The following is a 6,511-nucleotide window of genomic DNA, read 5'->3' as shown; positions in this document are numbered from 1 at the left end:
GTGAGGCCGGGCGCGGCGGGGGTGCCGGCGACGTGGCGGGTACGGCCCGCGCCGTGTGCGGTCAGCGCCGCGCGGAACGCCGTCACGACCGCGGCGTCGGCGAAGGTGGTGCCGCGGCGACCGCCGATCACCCGGGGGCGGTCGCCGACGAGCCGCACCGTCGCGTCCCTCGGCGCGAGGGTGGCGCGCGCCGGCGCCACCAGGGAGAGCACCCGCTGCCACCGGACGAGCGGCACCAGGCGGCCGTCGCGGGCGACCATGGCCAGCGCGGCGGCGTACTGCTGCGGGCGGAGGGTGAGGCGCCGGGTGCCGAGCACCAGGGTCACCGGGCCCGACATCGCCGGGTGCGCGAAGCTCGCCAGCGCGTCGGTCACGTCGGTCTCGTCGATCGCGGGCGGTGCGGGGACGAGCGGCACCTGGGCCCGCCCCTGGTCGGAGAGGTACGCCGTCTCGAGCGCATCGACCGCGGCCGCGAGCGAGACCGCGTCGCCGGCCTGGCCGGGGATCTCGCGCACGCCACGGGCCGTGAACACGACCCGCGCGTCGACCGGTGGCGCGCCGAAGCCGCCGGACATGGTGCGGATCCGTGCGGCCAGCCGGTCGGTGTCGACGGTGGCGACGGCCTTCAGCCGCGCGTCGTCGCTGAAGTAGTCCCACAGCCGCTGGGGGCGCCAGCTGCGGCGCGGGTCGGCCTGATCGACCGACGCCACCGCGTCGATCCCGAGACCGACCTGGGCCGGCCGGATCGTGACGGTGCGGTCGGCACCGGTCGCGTCGGTGGCGGCCAGCACGATCGGCGTCCGGGCACGGGCGGTGAAGGCGGCCTCGAGCCGGGCGATCGCCGCGTCGCGGGTCAGGCCGCCCACGGCGACCCCGGAGATCGTGGTGCCACGCGGGACGCGGTCGCCCGCGGCGACGTACGCGGCGACGTACCCGGCGGCCCCGAGGAGCCCGAGCAGCAGCACCACCACGACGACGACCGACAGCCCGGCCCGCTCGCGCCTGACCCGCCCCTTCCGGTCCAGCTCGACCGGCGCGGAGGAGTCCTCCCAGAAACTCACACCCCATTATCGGGAGGAGGACGGCTCACCTTCGGGAGGCACGACGGGCGGTCGTGCCCGAGCGCCGACCATGCCGGCGATCAGCACCACGATCCCCGACCCCAGCACCGTCCAGCCGGAGGGGTCCTGGCCGATCACGAAGTCGCCCTCCGGGCGCACCTGGCTGGCGTAGATCACCAGCGCGCACCAACCGACGGCGAACGGCATCCGCGCCCACCCGCCGGGCAGGGCGACGAGGGTGGCCGCCGTTGCGGCCAGTCCGAGGAGCAGCCCCCATCCGTAGCCGTGCAGGGCCACGGTGAACAGCGCCACGGCGCCGCCGAGCGGCAGGGTCGCCGCCGCTGCCGCGACCCTGCGGACCCAGCGCACGACGTCAGTCGGGGTCGATGCCGGCGAAGAGGTCGCTCTCCCAGCCGTCGTCGCCGACCGGGCCGGGGCGACCCTTGGCCAGCCGGAAGTGCTCGATCGCGAGCGCCTCCGCACCGAGCTCGTCGTTGAGGGAGAAGAACCCGCCCTCGGGGTTGATCTGCGTGGGGTAGGAGCGCAGCGCCGCCAGCTTCTGCTGCACGTACGCCGAACCGTCGACCTCGCAGGAGATGTCCTCGTCCTGGCAGAACATCGGCGGCAGCTCGCCATCGGGGTCCATGCCCTCGAACGCCGTGGTGTTGCCGGCCGCGCGCATCCGGCGCAGCGCCTCACGCAGACGGGTCTCCGAGATCGCACCCCAGTAGATCTTGGTGATGTCCCAGGCCTCCCCCAGGTCGCGGCGGTACGACGGGACCGCGGCCAGGCTCGCGGCGTAGGTGGCGACGCGGTGGGCCTGGACGTGGTCGGGGTGGCCGTACTGCCCGAACTCGTCGTAGGTGACCATGACCTGCGGCCGCACCTCGCGGATCACGCTGACCAGGTGCGCGGCGGCCTCGGTGAGGTTGGCGTACCAGAACGCGTTGTCGTGGATGTCGTCGGCCGCGATCGCGTAGCCGTCCTCGTGCCACTTCATGCCCGAGTCACGGTAGGTGCCGAAGCCGCCGAGGAAGCGGTGGTCGGTGACGCCCAGGGCGCTCATCGCATCGGCCAGCTCGCCACGGCGGTGCTCGCCGAGGGTGTCGTCCTGGTCGGCGGCGAGGTGGGCCAGCTCCGGGACGAGCACCTCGCCCATCTCGCCGGCGGTGCAGGTCACCAGCGTGACGCCGCGCCCCTCGGCGACGTACCGGGCCATCGTGGCGCCCTGGCCGATGGACTCGTCGTCGGGGTGGGCGTGGACCAGGAGCATGCGGAGGCCCGGCGTCTGACTCATGTCGTCCAGCGTAGTGTCGCGCCCATGCGCGCGGTCGTTGTAGGTGTTGCTGTCCTCCTCACCGGCGGGATGCTGACGGGCTGCGGGCTGTTCCACGACACTCCGCACATCGACGCGGCCGCGAAGTTCCTGCCCGCGGACACGACCGCGATCGTGTTCACCGACCGGCAGGCCGTCGCCCAGCGGCTCGGCGTGGACGACATCAGCGGCCGCGACGCCACCGACGATGACATCGCCCGCTACAACAAGGCACTCGCCGACCAGGGCTGGGGGACGACCCAGCTGGCGACGTACCTCACGGTGATGAAGGACGCGCCCTTCAACGAGCTCGACGTGCGCTGGGAGGCCGCGGCGCGGTGGGGCTCGGGCGCGGGCGCGCGGTCGGCGTACGTCTGGCGGACCAGCGACAAGCTCGACCTCAGCGGCCTGGACCAGAGCCTGCGCGAGAACGGCTGGAAGAAGGACACCGTCGACGGGCTCGCCCGCTACACGATCGACTTCGCCAAGGTGGCCGACCCGAACTCCGGGCTGGTGGCGGGGATGTACCCGGCGGCGATGACCGACGTGCTGATCGACTCCGACGACCACCTCGTCGTCGGGTCCGGCGACCCCGCGGCCCTCGGCGACATCGCCGGTGTCGCCGCGGGCGACGCCACGTCGCTGGACAAGCAGCCCGGAGCGCTCCAGCCGCTGCTGGACAAGGCCGAGAAGGCGGAGTTCGCGGCGATGTCGACCGGCAGCGGCATCTGCCAGGAGGTCACGGCGTACGGGACCGACAAGCCGACCCAGCCGGGGCCCCTGTACGACGCACTCGGTCATCCCACCGGCCGCGCGCTGGTCGCGACGGGCGACCCGTTGGCGACGACCAGCTACCTGGAGTTCGCGTCGTCCGACGAGGCCGCAGCCGACACCACCGGACGGCAGGCCCTCATCGCCCGCGGCAACGAGCTCCGCTCGCAGCAGCCGTTCAGCCAGCTCGGCACGTTCACCGTCAGCCAGGACGGCTCGCTCGAGGCCATCGCCGCCACCTGGGCCACCGGCCCGCGCTCGGCCGTCAGCGCCGAGATCACCGGAGGCGGCCCGGCCGCCTGTCTGCCGGGCTGATCGCCTGCTCGACCGCCTCAGCGGGCGGGGGTACGGGTGAAGGTGTGGGCGTCGTCGGTGGAGACGTAGACGCGGCTGTCGCTCGTCATCACGTAGACGAAGCCGTGGGGCGCATAGCGGCTGCCGTCCCGGGCCGCCTGGAGCATCTCGATCCGCTCGGACGTCCGCAGGGGCGGCGCGAAGACCGGCCGCCATGGGGTGAAGCTGGTCCAGTCCTCACCCCGGCTGACCCACAGCCCGTGGTGCTCGGGCCCGGGCTTCGCGCCGCGGTCCGAGCTCCAGGCATCGAGCAGCACGAGGAACCGGCCGTCAGGCAGGACCGCGGCGCCGCTCTGGTAGGCACGGTCGCCGTCGTGCAGCGGCACGGCCGACCCGGTCCACGGCGCCCCGTGCAGCGAACGAGCGACAGCGCCGAACGGGTACAGCGTCGCTCCGTCCCCGCCGCCGGTGAAGGCGCGCACGCCAATTGACAGCGAGACGACCGGCGTGGCGATCAGGTCGCGGAACGCCGGAATGTGGGGACCGGGACCCTTGATCGTCGGCGCGTGCCGGCTCCAGGCGCGGTAGCCGGCCCGCTCGTAGTGCGCGCTGCGGAACCCGTCGTCGCTCGTGACGATCGCGCCGACGTCGCGCCTCCCCTGACGCAGGGACCACCACGCGGAGACGGTGAATCCCTGCGGCCCGGGGGCGACGGCAACGGTGTTCAGCCGCGACCGGGGGTCGTGGACGACCCGACGCAGGGACGGCGGCGCGGGGTGCGACACGGACGGGGTGGGAGCCGCGGACGGCACGCCCTTCGCGCCACACGCGGCGAGCACGGGCAGCAGGCAGACGACGAGCAGCGACCGCATCACACGTGTACGACGCTGCAGCTCACTGATCGGTTGCGGCCCGCTTGATCCGCTTCGGGGCGTCGGGCAACGGCGGCGCGGGCGGGAGCACCACCCGGGTGGGCTCGGGGACGTCGACGTCCAGCCAGCCGTCGTACCTCTCGACGAGGAGCTCCAGGGTGATCTCCGGGGCGTCGGTGATGACCGCCCACGGGTGGCCCTCGTCGTCGTCCTCGCCGGCGAGCCGCTCGCGGCTCAGCTCGGCGCGGTAGCCGTCGGCGACGAGGGCCGCGACCGCCGCGCGCGCCTCGGACTCGTCGAAGAAGATGCCCCGCACGGCCCCATCATGCCGGGTCGTCAGGTTGAGCGGTGCGGGAGCCGACCCGCTCAACCTGACGACCGCGAGGGGTCAGGGGACGGTGGGCAGGCTGAGGGTCTGGGTGGAGCCGGAGGCCACCGTGACCGGTACGGCGGTGAGGCCGCCGCGGTAGTTGATCGACCCGCCCGCGACCTGCAGCTCGATGCGGTGGCCTGCAGCGAACCGGTGCACGATGCCGGGCACCTTGACCGTGAACGGCTGGGTGACGTCGGGGATCCGGACCGGCGCCTCGAGGCCGTGGATCAGTCGGGCGGTGCCGTCGGGCGCGACGTCCGCGACCCGGATGAACAGCACCAGCTCGCCCGACTCACCGGCGGCCTGGGTCAGCGCCGCCGTGGGCGCGCTCACCTGGAGCCGCACCGTCGGCGACCCGGCCACGTCGACCGGGGTGGCCAGTGCGGCCGTGTCCCAGTGCGCCATCGTGCCGGGCAGGTCCCCGGGGAGGTCCGGGACGGTGCCGACGTAGCCGCCGAGCACGTCGGCGTTGTCGAGGCTGGTCGGCACGCCCGCGGCGGGCGTGAGGAGCGTCTGGCTGCCCGCGACGTTGGGCGTCGTACCGGTGACCAGGTCGCCCGCGCCGGAGAGCCGGTAGACCTTGGCGGTGCCGACGGGGAACGTCGAGGAGGTCGCGTACGCCGGCGTGGCGATGCCCGAGTAGCTCACCCAGTCGCGGAAGTAGGCGAAGTTCGGGCCGGTCGAGACGTTGCTGCCCTTGAGGTAGTGGTCGAACCAGTCGGCGACCCGGGCGGTCTCGTACTGGGTCGCCGGGTCGGGCGAGGACAGGCTGATCTCGCCGGGCGCCGCGGTGGAGCCGGAGTGGCCCCACGACTGCCAGACCATCTTGACCGGCGTGCCCTGCGCCTTGAGCGCGCGGTACGTCGCCGCGGCCTCGTTGAGGTTGAACAGGGTGTCGTTCTCGCCCTGCATCAGCAGGGTCGGGATCTTGATCTTCGCCATGTACGACGCCACCGACGCATGCCGCAGGTGGGCCGTGGTCGCGGCGTCGGTGTAGCCCGCCGTGCCGGCGTAGACCAGGCCGGGGCAGATCCAGTCGGCCATGTTCGCGCACGCCAGGAGGTCCGGCGGGACCTGCTGGTTGGTGATGTCGCCGGTCATGCCGATCAGCGAGAAGCCGGCCGCCCAGATCAGCTTCGCGGCACCCGAGTGGTTGGTCGTCACGCCGGTCGCGGTGGTCTGGTCGGTGTTGTTCGGGGCGAGGCTGTAGCTGAGGTCGTTCCAGGTGATGATCGGGATCATCGTGTCCAGCCGCTTGTCGACGCTCGCGGTCGCGAACTGGAAGCCGCCGCCGTACGAGCCGCCGATGGTGCCGACGCGCGGGTCGAAGGTGGTGGCGCTGTCGAGCTTGACGTCGCTCAGTACCGGCGCGGCCGTGGTGTGCGCGGCGTCGGTGTAGGCGATGCCGGACTTGCCGCCGAGGTAGCTGATCAGCTGGCTGCCGGCCTTGCCGTCGTAGTCCGGGTCGTCGAGGGTCACCTTGCACGACGAGCCGCCGAAGCCGAGGCCGGAGTAGGACAGCACCACGTAGTCGCGCGACGCGAAGGCCGTCCCGAGACCGGCCTGGTCGTTCTTCGACCCGCCGAAGCCGTTGGTCGTGAGGATCGCGGGGACGCGGTGCGTCGCCGAGGCGTCGGCCGGCGTGTAGAGGTCGCCGACGATGTCGCAGGTCTGGTCGTCGTTCGGGCCGACCACGACCTTGAAGTGCAGGGTCGTGACGGAGTACGCCGGGTCGGCGGTCGCGTGCGCGAGGGTGCTCGGCGCGAGGGCGCCGGCCAGGAGGAGCGTCGCCGTGGCGGCGTACAGGGGGGACTTCCGCATGGGC

Annotated in this window: 7 protein-coding genes; 1 reads left to right on the top strand and 6 read right to left on the bottom strand. The window is 73.2% G+C overall.

From position 1 onward, the window contains the following. The 3 genes from ACYU8V_RS02395 to mshB all read right to left on the bottom strand — a co-directional run. Nucleotides 1-1,061, bottom strand: a 1,061-nt coding sequence (locus tag ACYU8V_RS02395) for a VanW family protein (protein ID WP_460844860.1), incomplete at its 3' end; no start/stop codon positions are given. A 6-nt stretch (nt 1,062-1,067) separates the two neighbouring features. After that, entirely contained in the window at nt 1,068-1,430 is a 363-nt protein-coding gene (locus ACYU8V_RS02390) for a hypothetical protein (RefSeq protein WP_460844858.1), read from the bottom strand. Between the two features lie 4 nt (nt 1,431-1,434). After that, nucleotides 1,435-2,358 carry an N-acetyl-1-D-myo-inositol-2-amino-2-deoxy-alpha-D-glucopyranoside deacetylase gene (gene mshB / locus ACYU8V_RS02385; protein ID WP_460844856.1) on the bottom strand — a complete coding sequence of 308 codons (924 nt, stop codon included), beginning with the start codon at nt 2,356-2,358 and terminating at the stop codon, nt 1,435-1,437. A 24-nt stretch (nt 2,359-2,382) separates the two neighbouring features. Here mshB and ACYU8V_RS02380 point away from each other — a divergent pair, with 24 nt between their 5' ends. Further along, nucleotides 2,383-3,462, top strand: coding sequence for a hypothetical protein (locus tag ACYU8V_RS02380; protein ID WP_460844855.1), 1,080 nt, complete (start codon nt 2,383-2,385; stop codon nt 3,460-3,462). Between the two features lie 17 nt (nt 3,463-3,479). Here the strand turns inward: ACYU8V_RS02380 and ACYU8V_RS02375 are convergent, their stop codons facing one another. The 3 genes from ACYU8V_RS02375 to ACYU8V_RS02365 form a co-directional block, all read right to left on the bottom strand. After that, nucleotides 3,480-4,313: a hypothetical protein gene (locus ACYU8V_RS02375; RefSeq protein WP_460844854.1), complete on the bottom strand. Its 834-nt coding sequence runs from the start codon at nt 4,311-4,313 to the stop codon at nt 3,480-3,482. A gap of 22 nt (nt 4,314-4,335) precedes the next feature. Then, nucleotides 4,336-4,629 carry a hypothetical protein gene (locus ACYU8V_RS02370; RefSeq protein WP_460844852.1) on the bottom strand — a complete coding sequence of 98 codons (294 nt, stop codon included), beginning with the start codon at nt 4,627-4,629 and terminating at the stop codon, nt 4,336-4,338. Between the two features lie 72 nt (nt 4,630-4,701). Continuing rightward, nucleotides 4,702-6,507: a CocE/NonD family hydrolase gene (locus ACYU8V_RS02365; protein WP_460844850.1), complete on the bottom strand. Its 1,806-nt coding sequence runs from the start codon at nt 6,505-6,507 to the stop codon at nt 4,702-4,704. Between the last annotated feature and the right edge of the window lie 4 nt (nt 6,508-6,511).

The organism is Nocardioides ultimimeridianus, assembly GCF_054777895.1.
The sequence above is the reverse complement of the archived record's forward strand: the minus strand, read 5'-3'. Positions and strand labels throughout refer to the sequence as shown.

Coding starts and splice junctions, on each gene's coding strand:
- ACYU8V_RS02365 (WP_460844850.1), bottom strand. CDS start 6,507: ATGCGGAAGTCCCCCCTGTACGCCGCCACGGCGACGCTCCTCCTGGCC.
- mshB (WP_460844856.1), bottom strand. CDS start 2,358: ATGAGTCAGACGCCGGGCCTCCGCATGCTCCTGGTCCACGCCCACCCC.
- ACYU8V_RS02380 (WP_460844855.1), top strand. CDS start 2,383: ATGCGCGCGGTCGTTGTAGGTGTTGCTGTCCTCCTCACCGGCGGGATG.
- ACYU8V_RS02375 (WP_460844854.1), bottom strand. CDS start 4,313: ATGCGGTCGCTGCTCGTCGTCTGCCTGCTGCCCGTGCTCGCCGCGTGT.